The organism is Bacillus sp. Xin1 (genome assembly GCF_013314535.1).
GTDB lineage: Bacteria > Bacillota > Bacilli > Bacillales > Bacillaceae_G > Bacillus_A.
This window is the reverse complement of the sequence record NZ_JABUAE010000003.1, coordinates 195277-212892: the sequence shown is the minus strand read 5'-3', so window position 1 is coordinate 212892 and position 17616 is coordinate 195277. Positions and strand designations below refer to the sequence as shown.

At 35.5% G+C, this 17616-nt stretch carries 14 protein-coding genes and 2 pseudogenes; 13 read left to right on the top strand and 3 right to left on the bottom strand.

Annotation, left to right across the window (positions count from 1 at the left end):
- The first annotated feature begins 201 nt into the window (after nt 1-201).
- Together HRG09_RS06320 and HRG09_RS06315 are read left to right on the top strand one after the other, a co-directional pair.
- Nucleotides 202-2047 (top strand): annotated as a pseudogene (locus HRG09_RS06320) (sigma-54-dependent Fis family transcriptional regulator).
- Nucleotides 2048-2694: 647 nt separating this feature from the next.
- A complete protein-coding gene (locus HRG09_RS06315; protein ID WP_174099914.1) occupies nt 2695-3639 on the top strand; it encodes a nucleoside hydrolase in 945 nt (314 codons plus the stop codon).
- A gap of 171 nt (nt 3640-3810) precedes the next feature.
- Here the strand turns inward: HRG09_RS06315 and HRG09_RS06310 are convergent, their stop codons facing one another.
- Complete coding sequence (locus tag HRG09_RS06310) at nt 3811-4371, bottom strand: hypothetical protein (RefSeq protein ID WP_174099913.1); 561 nt, start codon at nt 4369-4371, stop codon at nt 3811-3813.
- Nucleotides 4372-4560: 189 nt separating this feature from the next.
- Between HRG09_RS06310 and HRG09_RS06305 the strand changes: the two genes are divergently transcribed.
- Nucleotides 4561-4803, top strand: a complete 243-nt coding sequence (locus HRG09_RS06305) for a DUF3977 family protein (protein WP_174099912.1) — start codon at nt 4561-4563, stop codon at nt 4801-4803.
- Nucleotides 4804-4839: 36 nt separating this feature from the next.
- Nucleotides 4840-5268 carry an NUDIX domain-containing protein gene (locus HRG09_RS06300; protein WP_174099911.1) on the top strand — a complete coding sequence of 143 codons (429 nt, stop codon included), beginning with the start codon at nt 4840-4842 and terminating at the stop codon, nt 5266-5268.
- A 43-nt stretch (nt 5269-5311) separates the two neighbouring features.
- Here the strand turns inward: HRG09_RS06300 and HRG09_RS06295 are convergent, their stop codons facing one another.
- Nucleotides 5312-5929, bottom strand: coding sequence for a TetR/AcrR family transcriptional regulator (locus HRG09_RS06295; RefSeq protein ID WP_174099910.1), 618 nt, complete (start codon nt 5927-5929; stop codon nt 5312-5314).
- A gap of 160 nt (nt 5930-6089) precedes the next feature.
- Between HRG09_RS06295 and kynU the strand changes: the two genes are divergently transcribed.
- From kynU to HRG09_RS06260, 7 genes and pseudogenes are all read left to right on the top strand, one after another.
- Nucleotides 6090-7376, top strand: coding sequence for a kynureninase (gene kynU / locus HRG09_RS06290; protein WP_174099909.1), 1287 nt, complete (start codon nt 6090-6092; stop codon nt 7374-7376).
- 3 nt (nt 7377-7379) lie between these two features.
- Complete coding sequence (kynB, locus tag HRG09_RS06285; protein WP_174099908.1) at nt 7380-8009, top strand: arylformamidase; 630 nt, start codon at nt 7380-7382, stop codon at nt 8007-8009.
- A gap of 34 nt (nt 8010-8043) precedes the next feature.
- Nucleotides 8044-8883, top strand: a complete 840-nt coding sequence (kynA, locus tag HRG09_RS06280; RefSeq protein ID WP_174099907.1) for a tryptophan 2,3-dioxygenase — start codon at nt 8044-8046, stop codon at nt 8881-8883.
- A gap of 677 nt (nt 8884-9560) precedes the next feature.
- Entirely contained in the window at nt 9561-12182 is a 2622-nt protein-coding gene (gene ppsA, locus HRG09_RS06275; protein WP_174099906.1) for a phosphoenolpyruvate synthase, read from the top strand.
- Between the two features lie 453 nt (nt 12183-12635).
- Complete coding sequence (locus HRG09_RS06270; protein ID WP_375335751.1) at nt 12636-13544, top strand: serine hydrolase domain-containing protein; 909 nt, start codon at nt 12636-12638, stop codon at nt 13542-13544.
- Between the two features lie 58 nt (nt 13545-13602).
- Nucleotides 13603-14247 (top strand): hypothetical protein, encoded by a 645-nt coding sequence (locus HRG09_RS06265; RefSeq protein WP_174099905.1) that lies wholly within the window; start codon nt 13603-13605, stop codon nt 14245-14247.
- A 51-nt stretch (nt 14248-14298) separates the two neighbouring features.
- Nucleotides 14299-14922: pseudogene (locus tag HRG09_RS06260) on the top strand (Pr6Pr family membrane protein).
- Nucleotides 14923-15012: 90 nt separating this feature from the next.
- Here HRG09_RS06260 and HRG09_RS06255 read toward each other — a convergent pair.
- The gene (locus HRG09_RS06255) at nt 15013-15345 is read right to left on the bottom strand and encodes a YqzG/YhdC family protein (protein WP_174099904.1); all 333 of its coding nucleotides are present in this window, start codon (nt 15343-15345) and stop codon (nt 15013-15015) included.
- Nucleotides 15346-15489: 144 nt separating this feature from the next.
- Here HRG09_RS06255 and sleB point away from each other — a divergent pair, with 144 nt between their 5' ends.
- Both sleB and ypeB read left to right on the top strand, forming a co-directional pair.
- A complete protein-coding gene (gene sleB, locus HRG09_RS06250) occupies nt 15490-16245 on the top strand; it encodes a spore cortex-lytic enzyme (protein ID WP_174099903.1) in 756 nt (251 codons plus the stop codon).
- Between the two features lie 15 nt (nt 16246-16260).
- Nucleotides 16261-17601: a germination protein YpeB gene (gene ypeB / locus HRG09_RS06245; protein WP_174099902.1), complete on the top strand. Its 1341-nt coding sequence runs from the start codon at nt 16261-16263 to the stop codon at nt 17599-17601.
- The last annotated feature ends 15 nt before the right edge of the window (nt 17602-17616 follow it).

Below are 17616 nucleotides of genomic sequence, written 5' to 3'. Positions count from 1 at the left end.
GCAGTGAGTTCTATTGCGCAAAATGTAGTACTATATAGAAAATATAAAAGTGCGTATTAAAATATTCGAATTGTTAACATGTTCGTGTCATCTTCCTCATTTTATTGAAAACGTTTTTATGGAGTTTTATAATAAAATTATATTTCCTCGCATGAACTCCTAAAAATGAATCTCCAAAATAATAAAAAGGGAGATGATAGAATGTTAGCCTCACCGTTTTACTTACATACTTGGAAAAAGTTTGTTGATGAAGGTGTTCTTGATTCTACTAGAATAAATAAAAGAATTTCAGAATCGTGGCATCGCTGTAAACAAGCGAATGTCAATCCGCATATGAATAAAGGTCAGAATATTTTAACCTCAGATACGTTTGATGAACAAAAACAAAGAAGCGAAATTTTTCTTGATATTGCTTTACCGCATTTGCAAAATATGCAAAAAACAATTCATGATTTACAGATGATGGCACTCTTAATCGATCCTGATGGATATGTACTTTCCATAACAGGAAATAAAAAGACATTAAAACAGGCAAATCATATTAATTTTATCGAAGGTGTGAAATGGACCGAAGCGGCTGTTGGGACGAATGCAATTGGTACAACGCTTGCGATAGAAGAAGCAATTATGATAAGCGGTACAGAACACTATTCTGTTGCGTCTCATAGCTGGAGTTGTGCTGCTGCACCCATTCATAATGATGATGGTAAGTTAATTGGCGTTCTTGATTTTTCATGTCCTATTGAGTTTTCACATCCATATATGCTAGGTATGGTAACATCTATTGCACACGCAATTGAGCGTGAATGTAGTATTCGTGTACATCGGCACGAATTAGAATTAATTCATCGTTTTTTAGATGTAATTGATAGTGATGACCCATTGATTATTTGTAATCATCGACAAGTTGTCATTTCTGCGAGTAAACCGGTTCGAGAATAAGTTTCTAATTGGTCACGGATGAAAGTAAATGATTTATTACAGTACGGATTTCGAAGCAGGATGGAGGTACCTGTATATAATAATAGGGAAATGTATATATCTATCAAAAAATCAATCTCAAAAAGTAAATCACGCTGTACAAATGCAGAAGACAGTACATTTCCCAGGGATTGTTGGAATAAGCGATTCGTTCCAGCGTACGTTAGAAGAAATTAAACTCGTTTCGCAGGCGGATGCAAGTGTTTACGTTTGCGGGGAAACTGGAGTTGGGAAAGAGTACGTTGCAAGGGCGATCCATGAGAATAGTGAGAGAAAAAATGGACCGTTTGTAGCAGTTAACTGCGGAGCATTACCAAAAGAATTGATGGAGAGTGAATTGTTTGGTTATGTAGAAGGAGCCTTTACAGGTGCACGCCGCCAAGGATATAAAGGGAAATTTGAACAAGCGAATGGTGGAACGATTTTTCTTGATGAAATAGGAGAAGTTCCTCCGGAAATGCAAGTAGCTCTATTACGGGTTTTACAAGAGCGTAAAGTAACACCGATTGGAAGTACGAAAGAAGTGCCAGTAGATATTCGTGTCATTACGGCAACGCACCGTAATTTACTGCAGCTAGTAGAAGAAGGGATTTTTCGTCAAGACTTATATTACCGGTTACATGTATATCCAATTTATGTACCTTCTTTATGTGAAAGAAAAGAGGATATTCCTTATTTTATTCAAGATTTTTGTAAAAAGAAAGACTGGGATGTTCAATTCTCAACTAGCATATGCAATCAGTTTCTACAACATGAATGGCCAGGGAATATTCGTGAATTATTAAATGTGTTAGAGCGCATATATATTCTTTCGCAAGGGCGGGAAATATGTGAAAAGCAAATTTCTTTCTTGTTAGAAACAATGAGTGTAAATCAGAAGGGTCTTGAATTAAGAGAACAAAAAAAGCTTGATAAAGAGCATACATTAACCTTCCGTGAAAAAATACAGCGAGACGGAATGATTGAAGCACTTCAAAAAACAAAGGGGAATGTATCACTTGCAGCAAAACTATTAGATGTGCCGCGTAGTACATTTTATAAACGAATGCAGCGATTTCAGTTGTAAAAGAAGCAGTTTCTAGCAATCTGCTTCTTTTATATGTATGTGCACGTTCTGTCGGAATATGCGCTTACCGGGGAAATAGTAACCGATAGAAGGTGATGACTTACGGTAACTTTATCTCCTGTATTTAAAAACAAAATTCTAGAGACACTTATTGGGGATAGATATGTAACTTGGACACTATCAAAAGACATGTATGGTTGAACAACTCGTTCTCCAGTCCTAAATGCAGATTGTGGGCTGGTTCAGATGGTCCTAGTATCCCTTGTGGCCTTGGAACTACATGTATAAGATTGCTATCAGGATGGAGAACGGGACAAAGAATTGCCAGAGGGTTAAAATTTTTACCATTACATGAAAATTTCGATAGTCAACCTCCTTTATGAAAATGGCTTTACACAATGGATAAACCACGTGAAATTACATAAGACAATTGTACATTAAGGGGTATCAAAAAATACGTTAAAATCAATAATTATATACTATTTCAGTTAATACAAAAGGAAATTGTTCATTTTTAACGAAAGTGTATGCTAACTAAATTAATTCATTCGTACACATTACTACGAAAACGCCTAGGAACAATCATATATCATGATACTTAATTATGCTCTGTTTAAGAAAGTAATAAAATTAAGGAGAAACATTGCATGGGGAAAAAAGTATTGTTTTTTGGAGATTTTGGAATTGATGATACGATAGCTCTTACGTATGCACATTTAACAGATACAATTGATGTTATAGGAATTGTTGCGGACTATGGGAATGTACCCAAAACAGAAGTGATTAGAAATGTTCGTTTTTTACTTAAAAGTGTAGGGAAAGAATCTATAGAGGTTTTTGGTGGGGCAGAACATTCCATGACTGCAGAAGTTGAAACTTTTTATCCAGAAGTTCACGGCACATTTGGGATAGGACCTATTCAACCAGGACTAGAACTTCAAATATTTGAGAATTTCTTTGAAGTTCTCAAACTTATTAAACAGTACAAAAATGAACTTATTGTCGTGAATACTGGAAGATTAACTTCTCTTGCAACCTTATTTCTCCTTTATGGAGATGCGATGGAAAATGTCCATTCTTATTATATTATGGGGGGAGCTTTTCTATATCCAGGAAACGTTACTCCAATTGCAGAAGCTAATTTTTATGGTGATCCTGTCGCGGCTAATATTGTAATGAGATACGCAAAAAATTTATCAATTTATCCTTTGAATGTTACACAACCAGCTATTGTAACACCAGAAATGGTCAATTATATTCACTCTAAAGGAAAAACTAAGTTTTTAAAACCTCTTCTAGACTATTACTATTATCAATTTTATCAAAAAAAAGTTCCTGGGATACAAGGTAGCCCGGTTCATGATGCGCTGACTTTGATTGCGCTTAACCGTGATGATATTTTTACATATTATCAATCGTCTGTAATTGTCAATGTACTTGATACTGTGCGAGGACAAAGTATAGGAGATTTTAGAGTTACTTTGGAACCCGAAACATTCGGTAATCGTCCAAAACATAGAATAGCAATACATCTGGATTACGAACAATTTTTTAAGGAGTTTATGACTGTAATGACTGGCGAACTATTTTAGTGAAAAATCTTATAATTGGTTATTTTTTTCATATTCGATACTTTAATCACCGCTTTTTTCGTTTTATGGATACACTTTCTCTTTAGCTTGATGGACATAAAGTACCACCACATTTTATGGAAATATATATTGGGTGAATTTAGTTTGTTTTCTGAAAAACAACATATGTTTTCAGCATTTTGTTGGGAAGACCTCGTGGAGGAATCGGGAAATCATATGATATTCATTCAACACCCTTTTTTTACCGGCATCCGTTAAATACCATGTATCTTTTGTAAAATTTCTATGATCTTGTAGCGGAAAAACATCTATCACCATATCATCAGTAGCAAACGCTGTTGCTATCAGCAAAAATCTCTTCATAAAAAATGTTTTACCTGCTAATAAAATATTTTTATGTACGGTTGTGTTACGCAGGTGAAGCATTGCATTTTCGATAACATCGTTTGCTGTAGTAGCTTCTCCTATGATTGGAATGATTAGTTCTTCAGGAATACCTGATTTCACTAAAATTTCTTTATGAAAGATAAACTCATTTTCATCTAAAAATCTATTATATATACTTGGAATCATGAGCTTCTTAAAGCCTTCCTTATGAAATAGTATAATAATTTGTTCATTTAATTCTATGTAATGGCCAGGATGATAGAAAACAACATCTGGACTTTGAAATGTATTTTGTCTTTCAATAAAAATCATTTCACTTAATAGAGTAGTAAATAAGTTATTCATAACATACATACCTTCCTAAAGAGAATGTTTACTTGTTTTTAAGTTATTCGGCGTTATAATATTATTCCCTTTAGCTAATATCAGTAAAGGAGAAACAAAGGGGAATCTGTCAAAATATGCGCTTACCAGGGAAATAGTAGAATGTTAATAATAAAATTTCCTAGAAGTAATACAGAAGGGGAGTAATAAGTGAAGTATATTGAAGTCGGTATCGGAAATAGTTGGTTGATTCGAACTGAAATAGAAAGGGAAGATGGGACTGAATATGAACAAAAAGGAATTGTAAAACCTATTTTTTTTGAGTCCTTTTATTTACGAGTTTGGTTGAGAAAAACTTGTTTTATTTTTGATTCAAAAGAAGGGTTTAAAAAGATGAGAAAAAATCGAAATGCGTATAAGTTTATTTTGGGGATTGTAAGTAAAGTGCAGTAATATAATCATGCAGAAAAACTGTAAGGAGAATAGTATATGCCAATTTCGACATTCTACAAACAAATCCGTGAAAAATTAGGATCTGACCTTATTTTCATGCCAAGTGTAGCGGCGGTCATAAAAAATGAGTTAGGAGAGATCTTATTCCAATATCCCGGCGGAAAATTTTGGAGTCTTCCTGCAGGAGCAATTGAACCTGGAGAAACACCAGAAGAAGCAGTTGTTCGCGAAGTGTGGGAGGAAACAGGTTTACGAGTACAAATAAAAGGGATAAAAGGCGTATATGGAGGAGAAGACTTTCGCCATACATACTCTAATGGAGATCAAGTGGAATATATCGTTGTTGTATTTGAATGTGAAGGAGAATTGACAGCGATAGATGGAGAGTCTTTAAAGCTACAATATTTTTCAGCGTACAAAAGACCTAAACTAGCATTGCCATATCCGGAAGAACTCTTTTTATAAGAATGGTAGAGTAGCACACTTTCTTTATGTAAGGGAAAGTGTGCTATCTGTTTTGATATAACCCCGCTGTATACATCTCTGTTAATGTATAAACAATTTCTTCTACATTTAGTTCCATCTCACTTCGAACGATTTCCCATAAAAACATCTCATTCATAGAGAACCAACCACGCGCTACAAATTCCTTGTTTAATTCATTTCGCGCTAGTCCATTTTCTTGAGAATAGGTAATATCCTGCATAATATGACTTACAAAGCGCTCGCGAATTTCAGTCCATTTGTTGCGCACTTCTATTGATGCACCTATTGCTTCTCCCATAACTTGTAACATATTTTTTTCTTCCTTGGCTAGTTGTAAAAAAGCTCGCACTTGATTTTGGACCATATTGCGGGCTTCTTTTTTTGTTTTAGGAAGAAAGGAGCGTTCTGCGATTTTGTAAAAACGATTCATCACATCTTCCATAAGGACAATAAGGAGATCGTCTTTATTTTTAAAGTAAACATACGCTGTACCATAACCAGTTTCAGCGTGTTTAATAATTTGAGAAATTGTTGTTTTTTGAAATCCATGTTGTAAAAAAACGATTTGAGCAGATTTCAATAATTTCTCTCTCGTTTCAATTGAACGTTGTTGTCTTGTCGAATGAAGTTTCTTTTCCAAATGTCTCACCTCTTTATACTGAAATATCTGAAAATATAATTTTATTCTAGTAGAATTGAGTGTGAAAAGTCAACTGACATATTATCATTGACGTCATGTCAATAATGATGATATATTTCAATTAGTTAGAATAAAAAGAAAATTAAGAGAAGGTGAAAGAATGTATCAAGAGCCATTTGAACCATCTTATGATTATGCGGTGGAATGTGATAAATACGATGAACTTGCTGAATTTCAAAGTGAATTTTATAAGAAAGCAGATACAATATATTTAGATGGAAATTCACTAGGGTTACTTTCAAAGAGAGCAGAAAAATCTTTACTCACTATGTTAGAGTCTTGGAAAGAGTATGGAATTGATGGGTGGACAGAGGGAGAGTATCCTTGGTTCTTTCTTTCAGAACGATTAGGTGAATTAACGGCTCCACTTGTTGGTGCTTTACCAGAAGAGGTAATTGTAACCGGTTCCACGACAACGAATATTCATCAAGTCATTGCGACGTTTTATGAGCCGAAAGGAATTCGTACAAAAATTCTTGCGGATGAATTAACGTTTCCGTCAGATATTTATGCATTACAAAGTCAAATCCGTTTAAAAGGGCTAGACCCAGATGAACATCTTGTACGAGTAAAGAGCCGAGATGGTAGAACACTTCAAGAGGAAGATATTATTGATGCAATGACTGATGATATTGCGTTAATTTTATTACCAGCTGTGTTATATCGAAGCGGGCAAATTCTTGATATGAAGCGATTAAGTACTGAAGCGCATAAACGCGGTATCCATATTGGTTTTGATTTATGCCATTCCATCGGTTCAATCCCGCATGATTTTAAAGATTGGGATGTTGATTTCGCGGTATGGTGTAATTATAAATATTTAAATGCAGGCCCTGGTGGTGTTGCAGGGTTATATGTAAACAAGAAACATTTTGATCGTCTTCCAGGACTTTCTGGTTGGTTTAGCTCGAGAAAGGATAAGCAATTTGATATGGAACATACATTAACAGCAGCTGAACACGCTGGAGCATATCAAATTGGTACGCCTCACGTGTTAAGTACAGCGCCACTAATCGGTTCACTTGAGATTTTCAAAGAAGCTGGTATTGAAAGATTACGAAAAAAATCATTACACATTACCCGCTATATGCTAAATTTAATCAATCATGAATTGAAGGGTATGGGTTTTACAATTGGAAATCCATTAGAAGATGAGAAACGCGGGGGGCATATATATTTAGAACATCCAGAAGCTGCACGTATATGTAAAGCTTTAAAAGCAAATGGAGTGATTCCCGATTTCCGGGCACCAAATGGAGTTCGCCTTGCGCCAGTTGCTTTATATAATACGTACGCAGAAGTGTGGAAGTCTGTACAAATTTTGAAGAAGATTATGAAAGAGGAAGAATATAAAAAGTTTGAAAACAAGCGAGAGGTTGTGGCTTAAGCGATGAAAGGATCTGACTGGATTGATATTTCACAACCATTAAATAATGAGATTGCGACGTGGCCCGGGGATACACCTTTTTCCTATGAAGTATCATGGTCAAAAGAGCAAAGTGGATCTGTTAATGTTGGAAAATTAACGATGAGTATTCATACAGGTACGCATATTGATGCGCCATTTCATTTTGATAATAACGGAAAAAAAGTACTAGATTTGGATGTTAACGTCTATGTTGGTAAAGCTCGAATAATAGATGTATCAGGTATGGAAAGCATTGGTGCAAAAGAATTAGAAAAATTTAAGTTAGATGGTGTAGAGAGGCTATTACTTCGGACTGCTTCACATGGAAATGCACAAGAATTTCCTGAAACAATCCCATATTTGCGTGCTGATATTGCGCCATTTCTTTCGGAAAAAGGCATTCAATTAATTGGAGTAGATGTACCTTCTGTAGATCCGCTCGATGATAAAGAATTAGCAGCGCATCATCAACTATTTAAGCACGGTATTCATATTTTAGAAAACGTTGTATTAGATCATGTACAAGACGGAGATTATGAACTGATTGCCTTGCCGCTTGCATTGACAGATGCCGATGGTAGTCCAGTTCGTGCGGTAATAAGACCACTATAGAATAGTCATAATGCATAGAAGGGGTGTTCAGCTTATGAAAGAAAACGAAAAAGTAATTATGGAAAAAGGAATCCACACAGATTTTAAAGAGAATATGACATATGGAGAGTACTTACAATTAGATAGTCTACTAGGAAGTCAAAAAAGGCTTTCCGACCATCATGATGAGATGTTATTTATTATCATTCATCAAGCAAGTGAACTTTGGATGAAGTTAATTTTACATGAGCTTAGTGCAGCTATCAAATCGATTCAAAATGAAAGATTAGCACCAGCCTTTAAAATGCTTGCACGCGTTTCAAAAATTCAATCGCAAATTATTCAATCTTGGGATATTCTTGCGACGCTCACACCATCAGAATACATTGAGTTTCGTGATTCACTTGGTCAAGCATCAGGGTTTCAATCGTATCAATATCGTATGATTGAATACGCGCTTGGTTATAAAACACCGCACGCATTAAAAATTTATGAAAAAGATCCAGAGTTACATGCTCGCTTGCATAAAGCACTTCATGCGCCAAGCCTATACGATGTCGCGATTCAAGCGCTTGTAAAGGAAGGGTTCCCAATTAACAAAGAGGTATTAAATCGTGATATTACACAACCTTATGAAGAAGATGCGACAGTTGAAGCAGCTTGGTTAGAAGTATATGCTGATGTAAAGAAATATTGGGATTTATATCAACTTGCTGAAAAGTTAATTGATATTGAAGATTGGCTTCAGCAATGGCGCTTCCGTCATATGAAAACAGTAGAGCGTATTATCGGCCATAAGATGGGAACTGGCGGATCGTCTGGTGTTTCTTATTTAAAACGTGTTCTGGATCAACGATTTTTCCCAGAGCTTTGGAATGTACGAACAAAATTATAAAATAGCGATAGTAGTACACCACCTATTGAAGTGTGGTGTACTTTTTGCATTTTCATTACATACAATAAAATTGAATATTACGAAAACATAGCGGGAGTTTTGTGACTTTTTGTACGAATTGTAAGGCGAGGTGGAAAACAAAGAGTGTATGGTCGCTATATTTTCAAAGTGATGGTAAAAATTATCTTTTCCATTCGTCACATCTCACGTAAGGCTGTAGCTAAGTTGTTTTGTCTTGAATAAGAACCTAAATTCTCATAATCAAGGATTCTGAGACGGTCCTATTTTTGAAATGGATACTGTATATAAGATCCGGATTGTGGAACCATTCTTTTTACGGAAAATGGAGATTGTGAAGAACTGTACTTATACCTACGGGCAGGTTAGTTTATTAAAAACTTGATATCTCATATTAATATAAGATGTTTTTGGGAAATAAACAGGTTAAATGGAAAAAAGTTGATTTTAACTATATTCATTGTGGGCTAAAAGGCATATGAGCTACTTTCGAGTGGATGAACTGAGGCATCAGTTTACTACTGTATGATAAGGTTTAGCTATTTTTTGAACTCTTCCTAATTTAATTATAACATTTAAAAAATGGTTAATATAGACTTTTTATTCTCATTTACTACTGCTAAAATCAATAGAACATTACTGGTTAGGAGAGATGTAGAATGAGTTCTTTGGTTCTCGGTTTTCAGGAGATAGAAAAAACTCAGCTTTTGCTCGTGGGCGGAAAAGGGGTAAATTTAGGAGAATTATCAAAAATTCAAGGAATGCAAGTACCAGAAGGATTTTGTATTACAACAATAGGATATCAAAAAGCCATCGAACAAAACGAAACATTTCAAGCTTTGTTGGAGCAACTCACAATGCTAAAAATAGAGGATCGCGATCAAATTGGTGAAGTCAGCAGGAAGATTAGACACATCATTATGGAAATAAAAATTCCTTCCGATGTTGCGGGAGCAGTTATTCACTATCTCTCCCAATTTGGAGATGAACATGCTTGCGCAGTGCGTTCTAGTGCTACTGCTGAGGATCTGCCACATGCCTCTTTTGCTGGTCAACAAGACACTTATTTAAATATCATCGGAAAAGAAGCAATCTTGTATCATATCAGCAAATGTTGGGCTTCCCTATTTACAGATCGTGCGGTAATCTACCGAATACAAAACGGATTTGACCACAGTCAAGTTTATTTATCAGTTATCGTCCAAAGAATGGTTTTCCCACAGGCTTCAGGAATTTTATTTACTGCTGATCCGATTACTTCTAATCGAAAGCTACTATCAATCGATGCCAGCTATGGACTTGGAGAAGCACTGGTCTCTGGTTTGGTATCTGCCGATTGTTATAAAGTACAGGAAGAGGAAATCGTCGATAAGATGATAGCAACCAAAAAATTGGCTATCTATGCATTAAAAGAAGGCGGAACAAAAGCGCAGCAAATCGATCCAAATCTGCAAAAGACTCAAACACTCACTGAACAACAAATATTACAACTAGCACGTATCGGAAGACAGATAGAAGCTTATTTTGGTTGCCCACAAGATATCGAATGGTGTTTGGTTGATGATACATTTTATATTGTCCAGAGTCGGCCAATCACTACTTTATACCCCATCCCTGAAGCAAATGATCAAGAAAATCACGTCTATGTATCTGTCGGTCACCAACAAATGATGACCGCCCCCATGAAACCGTTGGGAATGTCTTTATTCCAGTTAACATCTTTTGGACCCAGGTTTCAAGCTGGTGGAAGGTTATTTGTTGATATCACACATAATCTGGCTTCGCCTGTCAGCAGAAAAACGATAATAGATACCTTGGGACAATCCGATCCGCTCATCAAAGATGCACTTATGACCATAATAGAGCGAGGAGATTTTATAAAATCGTTACCAGATGATGAAAAAATACAAAATTCCAGTCAAAGCAATAATGATAAAAATGATAAATCTGAGGGTTTTCTCACACAAATCGAAAACGATCCGACAATCGTTACTGATTTGATTAAGAGTAGTGAAACATCGATAGAAGAGCTAAAACAAAACATCCAAACGAAATCAGGATCGGATGTATTTGATTTTATGCTAGAAGATATCCAGCAATTAAAGAAAATATTATTTGACTCACAGAGTTTGGGTGTAATAATGGCCGCTATGGATGCCTCATCATGGATCAATAAAAAAATGGAGAAGTGGTTAGGTGAAAAAAATGTAGCAGACACGCTTTCTCAATCTGTACCAAACAATATTACTTCGGAAATGGGTCTGGCGCTATTGGATGTAGCAGACGTGATTCGACCTTATCCAGAAGTAATTGATTATTTACAACATGTAAAAGATGATAACTTTTTGAATGAATTGGTTAAGTTTGAAGGCGGACAAAAAACTCGAGACGCTATCTATATTTATCTCAACAAATATGGAATGCGATGTGCCGGAGAAATTGATATTACTCAAACTCGTTGGAGTGAAAAACCAACTACACTTATTCCCATGATTCTCAATAACATCAAAGACTTTGATCCTGATTCTGGCAATCGGAAATTTGAGAAAGGGCGACAAGAAGCTTTGAAAAAAGAACAAGAGTTATTAGATCGATTGAAGCAATTACGGGATGGTAAACGAAAAGTCAAAGAGACAAAACAAATGATCAGCCTAATCCGGAATTTCATCGGTTATCGTGAATATCCAAAATACGGCATGATTAATCGCTACTTCGTTTATAAGCAGGCTTTACTGAAAGAAGCCGAACAACTCGTACAAACTAGCGTTATTCATGAAAAAGAAGATATATACTATCTCACTTTTGAAGAACTTCACGAAGTCGTCCGTACAAACAAATTGGATTACCAGATCATCAGCAAACGAAAAGACGAATACAAATTATATGAAAAACTAACTCCTCCACGTGTTATCACGTCTGATGGTGAAATCATTGCGGGTGAGTACAAACGAGAAAATCTCCCAGCCGAAGCGATTGTAGGTCTGCCTGTTTCTTCCGGAGTTATAGAGGGGCGAGCACGAGTCATTTTAAACATGGAAGATGCTGATGTAGAGGATGGAGATATATTAGTCACCTCCTTTACTGACCCTGGCTGGACACCATTATTTGTATCCATAAAAGGTCTCATTACCGAAGTTGGTGGACTGATGACCCATGGAGCAGTTATCGCACGTGAATATGGCTTACCAGCAGTTGTTGGTGTGGAAAATGCCACCAAACTAATAAGAGACGGACAACGAATTCGTGTGCATGGAACAGAAGGATATATCGAGATATTGTAACTAATGAGTTCGTTAAGGTTTAATTAGTAGCACCGCTTCAGTGGATACTAGAGCGGTGTCTTACAATCTTTCCATTTGGACAAAAGTTGAAGCCAACTTTATCGGTGGTGCATACTTAAAAATGATAGTTACCGATCCAACTTCACTCAATACATCAATATGGTCGACTTTCCAAATGTGGAGATCGACTTTTTATATAAATTTGTGAATGCTATCACTTAAACTATAGGTTGCTTTTTAATAATATAATTTCTTTAACGTTGTAAATCTGCATTTTCCTGACGCTACCCCTTATTGTTCTGAAAAGCAGTACCTATCATCAGAAACGATTCGTTTTTCGAATGATGTTTTAGGTCTTCCTTTGTAGAAAGTGTATAGTAATAGAAATATTTATTGGATTTGAGTAGAATAGTAAAAACAGACAAGACCAGTATACAGTTGGAGGAATACATATTGGATTTTTACAAGTTAGAACATACGTTTATGAAAAAGAAAGTGAACGCATTCCTTGTGTATCAGCATGGAGAATTAACGACTAAGTATTATAAAACACCAGAGTGCGCTCAAAATTTATACAAAGTGAACTCTATTACGAAAAGCATTGTATCGATGTTAATTGGTATAGCGATCGACAACGAGTATATAAATGATATACATACGCCCATAGAAAAATGGATTCCGAATGTACCGAAAGAAAAGAAAGAATTAACTTTGTACCACTTGTTGACGATGACAACTGGTGAAGAGTGGAAAGAGTTTGGGGATGGAGTGGTATTTCCAAATGATTTTGTGGAATCCGAGGATTGGGTGAAGTATATTTTACAAAAGCCTTTAATAGAAGAGATGGGTACAAAAATGAATTATAATTCAGGCTCATCACATTTGTTAAGTTATATATTACAAGTAACAACTGGAAAGACAACAGAGCAATTCGCAAGAGAACATTTATTTCATCCGTTGCAAATTACTGAGTATGAATGGCAACAAGATCCACAAGGTATTTATGTAGGTGGATTTGGTATGAAAATGAAAGCGGAAGATTTGTTAAAAATCGGGCTGTTATGTTTACAAAATGGATATTGGAATGGAGAGAGAATCGTTTCATCAAGATGGATTGAAGAATCCAGAAAAGTTCATTTTATGACATATGAGCATGTCGGAGCATATGGATATCATTGGTGGGTAGTAGATCACGAAAGATTTTACATACCGTATTGTATATATTTCGCTATGGGATATGGTGGGCAATATATTATCATCGTACCACAACTAGAACTTGTTGCTGTTATAAGCAGTCAGATGCCTAAGCGCGGATTAGTACCATTAAAATTATTTATAGAGTATGTACAAGAGTTTTCATAAACTCTTGTTTTTTATGTGTATGTAAAGTTAAATGGTAATAAAAAGGAGAATGTATGAAATGAATCCACCATATTTTTTTATCGCTTTAGATTCAAAAACGATTTGTTTTAAAAAGAATGGGAACAAAAAGCAATTCGGTTTCAAACAGATAGAACAAAAACAGTGCGGAAATGATGTTCAGTATGTTTGTTATAAGAAGAATGAGGAAGAAATCCATACATATTACTTTATAGAAAAGCAAATTTTATTCGTGAATGTAACACCATATATAGCGTTGTATTTAGAAATGTTAGGTAATCCCGCTCAAGTCTATGAAATGGATGTAAAGGTTGATGCCTTTTCTCACGAAGACGCAGTTCAAGCATTTCGGGTAGCTTTGCAAAATCGTGTTGAAGTTTTTAATCAAACACAGCATTTATATAGTCAGCAAATGTGGCATGATGATGCTGTAATGATTGCAAATAGAGAATCATTACAACCATTACGAGATGCAGTTGATCTTGCACTATCACAAGGGGAAGCACGCTACCATTCATTTACTTCTGATGGAGAAGGCTATACGACTTATATAACATGCCTAGATGATACGGAAAAATGGAGTAAATTAGAGCTGCCATATATCCAAGTGAGGAGGAAGAGAAGCCACTACAATGCTTCGATTTTTATCGTTTCTTGTACGATGCAGAATCTTAGAAGGATTTGATAATTTTCATGATATAAAAATGAATCATATATGACAAAGAAAGGAGAAGGCATGAAAAGCGAGAAGATGATAGTTGGATGTAGGTTCTTTTTAAGCATTTTAGCGTTTAGTGCAATCCTTACACAGTTTGTTACAAGGGCACAGATTCAACCATTTAATCCAATTAACTTTTTTAGCTTCTTTACCATTGAAAGTAATATTTTGGTCGCAATCATTCTTGCTTTAAGTTGTTTTGCGACAGCGGCATTTGGACGTTCTGAACAATTTGGAGTACTTCGAGGAGCAGCAACAGTATACATATTTACAACAGGGTTAATCTATTTTTTATTACTGAGAGGACTCGAGGAATCGCTTCAAACACCAATACCATGGGTGAATACGGTCCTGCATTATATCATGCCAATTGCGATGATTTTAGATCGGGTTCTAAATCCTCCAACGAAAGAAATCAAATAGAAACATGCAGTAAGCTGGCTATTATTTCCGTTATTATATGTTATTTATAGTTTAATATGTGGATCTTTTATTGATTGGTATCCATATCCATTTTTAGATCCTAGGATTAATGGATATGATGGAGTTTTTGTATATAGTGTAGGTATAGCCTTGGCGATTGGAGTTATTTGTGTACTTGTAAAAATGTTAGGGAATCGATCATTAAAATTGAAAAAATAAAAGTAGTGAAGATGCAATAAGTAATCTTATAACCATCCTTTCTAGAAGGTAAGTCTAGTAAGGATGGTTATTTTAATTATAACGAGAAAATTATCGATTTGATTTTTGAAAGGTAATCTTCAAAAACTTCTCCGTCTTCGTATCAAACTCTACATCAACAAAAACCCCATACTCTTTTCCATCTTCACGCAGCCATAATTTAAACTTTTCAGTTGTTATATTAACTGTCTTTGGTTTTCTTCCAATATGAAGGTAATCAATAATTTGCGCTTTTGGATACTTTTCTTTCGTTTTTTCTACAGCAAGTTTCCCCCATTTTGCATATGGTGGTTGCGCATAAACGACAGATGGATGAGTATATGTATTGCAATATGCTGTAAGAAATACAATTCCTAAGATGAAACATGCAAAAATACGCTTCATAATGACCTCCTTTTATTCGTTTTTCTTATTGTGTACATGCAGCCTATATCATATAAGTTTGGATTTTTTTGTCTTCTTTACATAAAAGTATTTTATTTACAAAACATAACCATGAAATCATTACTGCAAATAAGGAGGGAACATATGCGTCATACAGTTATTTTTAAAATACTGATTTTGTTTGTATTAATCGGTATATCTGTCATTGTTAGTAGTGGGCAAATGAGAAATGTCCAAGCTTTTTCTAATCAAGTGATTCAGAGAGGTGCCTCTGGAGAGGATGTTATTGAATTACAGTCTCGCTTGAAATATAACGGGTTTTATAAAGGGAAAGTGGATGGTGTATTTGGCTGGGGTACATATTGGGCACTAAGAAACTTTCAACAAAAGTTTGGTTTACCTGTAGATGGCTTAGCGGGTGCTAAGACGAAACAGATGCTTGTAAAAGCGACAAAGTATGAGAAATCGACTGCCAATAAAGGACAGACGGGTGGACAAGGTAAAAAACCAGCCCAGAATAAAGGTACAAATGTACCAAATGGTTACTCGCAAAATGATATTCAATTAATGGCGAATGCAGTTTATGGCGAATCACGTGGTGAACCATATTTAGGTCAAGTAGCAGTTGCGGCAGTTATTTTGAATCGCGTGACAAGTGCATCATTCCCGAATACAGTTTCAGGGGTGATTTTTGAACCACGTGCATTTACTGCAGTTGCTGATGGACAAATTTACTTAACGCCAAATGAAACGGCGAAAAAAGCTGTATTAGATGCGATTAATGGCTGGGATCCTACCGGAAATGCACTGTATTATTTCAATCCAGATACGGCAACGAGTAAATGGATTTGGACTCGACCACAAATTAAAAAAATCGGCAAACATATTTTCTGTAAATAGAGCGGAGGTGAAGACATGTTAAGAGGTATCATAATTGTATTATTAACAATCGGTGTAGTTGGAACAGGATATTGGGGGTATAAAGAACATCAAGAAAAAAATGCGGTATTGATTCGAGCTGAAAACAGTTATCAGCGTGCATTTCATGATTTAGCATATGAGGTTGATTTACTGCACGATAAAATTGGAACGACACTCGCAATGAATTCGCGCACATCTTTATCACCGGCATTAGCGGATGTATGGCGTTTAACATCGGAAGCTCGTTCTGATGTAGGACAACTTCCTTTAACATTAATGCCGTTTAATAAAACGGAGGAATTTCTAGCGAATATTGGCGATTTTAGTTATCGCACTGCAATTCGTGATTTAGAGAAAGAGCCTTTAAATGATCAAGAATACAAAGCATTGCAAAATTTATATTCAAATGCAAGGGATATTCAAGACGAGCTTCGGAAAGTGCAACATCTTGTTTTAAAAAATAATTTGCGTTGGATGGATGTAGAACTTGCGCTTGCATCAAATAAAGATCCAGCAGATAACACAATTATTGATGGGCTCAAAACGGTTGAAAAGAACGTCGCATCCTATTCGTCAAATAATTTTGGGCCGACTTTTACAAGTATGCAAAAAGCTAAAAAAGGCGGATTTGAAGCGACGGGTAAAGCTATTTCAAAAGATGAAGCGGCAAAAATCGCAAAAACGTTTTTAAATTTAAAAGGAAATGAAAAAGTAGAAGTTGAGAAAAGTGGAAAAGGTGCAAAAGAATCTTTTTACAGTGTGAAAATTCAAGATCCTGCAACAAAAAATGAATTTTATATGGATATTACCGAAAAAGGTGGATATCCAATTTGGGTAATGAATAACCGTGAGATTAAGGAACAAAAAATTAGTTTGAATGACGCAGGAAATAAAGGATTAACTTTCTTAAAGGACCATAAGTTCACCGATATGGAGCTTTATGATAGTTCACAATACGATAATATTGGTGTGTTTACGTACGTTGTTAATGAAAATAATGTGCGCATTTACCCAGAAGCAATTCAAATGAAAATCGCTTTAGATGATGGATCAATTGTTGGTTTTTCCGCAAAGGACTATTTAGCATCGCATCAAAAACGGACTATTCCGGTCGTAAAATTAACAGTTGCTGATGCAAGAAAGAAAATCAATCCAGATGTAAAAGTAATGGAAGAACGTAAGGCGCTTGTTGTAAATGATGTGCATAAGGAAGTACTGTGTTATGAATTTGTTGGTACATTAGGAAAAGATACGTACCAAATTTTTATTAATGCAAATGACGGAACAGAAGAAAAAGTGCAAAAGATGCAGGCTGTAGAAAAGGTTTATGATTAAACATCAATGATAAAG

Bases quoted from the DNA above. Each gene is read 5' to 3' on its own strand.
- HRG09_RS06315 (WP_174099914.1), top strand. From the start codon at position 2,695: ATGGGGAAAAAAGTATTGTTTTTTGGAGATTTTGGAATTGATGATACG.
- sleB (WP_174099903.1), top strand. From the start codon at position 15,490: ATGCGTCATACAGTTATTTTTAAAATACTGATTTTGTTTGTATTAATC.
- ypeB (WP_174099902.1), top strand. From the start codon at position 16,261: ATGTTAAGAGGTATCATAATTGTATTATTAACAATCGGTGTAGTTGGA.
- kynA (WP_174099907.1), top strand. From the start codon at position 8,044: ATGAAAGAAAACGAAAAAGTAATTATGGAAAAAGGAATCCACACAGAT.
- kynU (WP_174099909.1), top strand. From the start codon at position 6,090: ATGTATCAAGAGCCATTTGAACCATCTTATGATTATGCGGTGGAATGT.
- HRG09_RS06300 (WP_174099911.1), top strand. From the start codon at position 4,840: ATGCCAATTTCGACATTCTACAAACAAATCCGTGAAAAATTAGGATCT.
- kynB (WP_174099908.1), top strand. From the start codon at position 7,380: ATGAAAGGATCTGACTGGATTGATATTTCACAACCATTAAATAATGAG.
- HRG09_RS06255 (WP_174099904.1), bottom strand. From the start codon at position 15,345: ATGAAGCGTATTTTTGCATGTTTCATCTTAGGAATTGTATTTCTTACA.
- ppsA (WP_174099906.1), top strand. From the start codon at position 9,561: ATGAGTTCTTTGGTTCTCGGTTTTCAGGAGATAGAAAAAACTCAGCTT.
- HRG09_RS06265 (WP_174099905.1), top strand. From the start codon at position 13,603: ATGAATCCACCATATTTTTTTATCGCTTTAGATTCAAAAACGATTTGT.
- HRG09_RS06310 (WP_174099913.1), bottom strand. From the start codon at position 4,371: ATGAATAACTTATTTACTACTCTATTAAGTGAAATGATTTTTATTGAA.